The sequence below is a fragment of the Thalassospira sp. ABL2_045 genome (assembly GCF_056161285.1).
In genome coordinates this window covers 1-937 of record NZ_JBSWYV010000038.1, presented here as the reverse complement: position 1 = coordinate 937, position 937 = coordinate 1, and the positions used below count along the sequence as shown (strand labels likewise).

The 937-nt window shown below is 52.8% G+C and carries 2 tRNA genes and 1 rRNA gene; all 3 read left to right on the top strand.

The annotated features are described in order from the left end of the window. Nucleotides 1-71, top strand: a 16S ribosomal RNA gene (locus ACXAIA_RS20630); the annotation flags it as partial. Between the two features lie 91 nt (nt 72-162). Continuing rightward, nucleotides 163-239 (top strand) — tRNA-Ile (locus tag ACXAIA_RS20625). A 190-nt stretch (nt 240-429) separates the two neighbouring features. Beyond that, nucleotides 430-505 (top strand) — tRNA-Ala (locus tag ACXAIA_RS20620). The last annotated feature ends 432 nt before the right edge of the window (nt 506-937 follow it).

Sequence of the window (937 nt, the reverse complement as noted above, 5' to 3'; positions counted from 1 at the left end):
TAAGGTCAGCGACTGGGGTGAAGTCGTAACAAGGTAGCCGTAGGGGAACCTGCGGCTGGATCACCTCCTTTCAAGGATGAGGATGGATTTATCTCTATCCTCTCTAGTAAAAGAAAAGACCATGGCGCTGTCCGCGCATCCCTTCCAGACCTCGAAGATAACGGGCCTGTAGCTCAGTTGGTTAGAGCGCACCCCTGATAAGGGTGAGGTCAGAAGTTCAACTCTTCTCAGGCCCACCATTTATTATGGTGCCAGGTGAATACGAAGAGTGTTCACTGACCGTGACCAAGACTGAATACAGTTCCTTGACTGCTTCTGATGTGTGTCGAACGTAGCCACAAGGCCAAGCATTTGTTTTAGACAATGCGCGCCGGGTTGGCCGGCGGCGGCGCGCACTGAATGCCGGATGGCATTCAGCTAGCTTATACCGGGGGTGTAGCTCAGTTGGGAGAGCGCCTGCTTTGCAAGCAGGAGGTCATCGGTTCGATCCCGTTCACCTCCACCATTATATTGGTGCTCAAACGCCGCACGCTTGCGCTGCAAGCTTGGCTCGCGCGACACCGCGCGGCGATCCACTTGGATCGCGGGAGCATCGAATAACTGGTGAGAACGGTTGAGAAGTTGGATGTTATCAAATAAGTCGACGTGCCAAATGGTAGAGCGGTTGTTTTAGACACTGCGCGCCGGGTTGGCCGGCGGCGGCGCGCTCTGAATGCCGGAGGCATTCAGAAAGCAATACAGAGGTTTGGAAGATACGAGATATCTGGTCCGAGTGACTGGATGACGAGATGTTTGACATTGTGAATAGGGAATATGAAGAGAACGGATCTTTCCGTTGTGATTTTGTCGCAACGAAAGAACGTGATCGCGAACTAGTTGTGATGTGGTTTTGCAGGTTTTACCCCTGCGCAAGCCGCAGAACAGTTAGCTGAGGGAT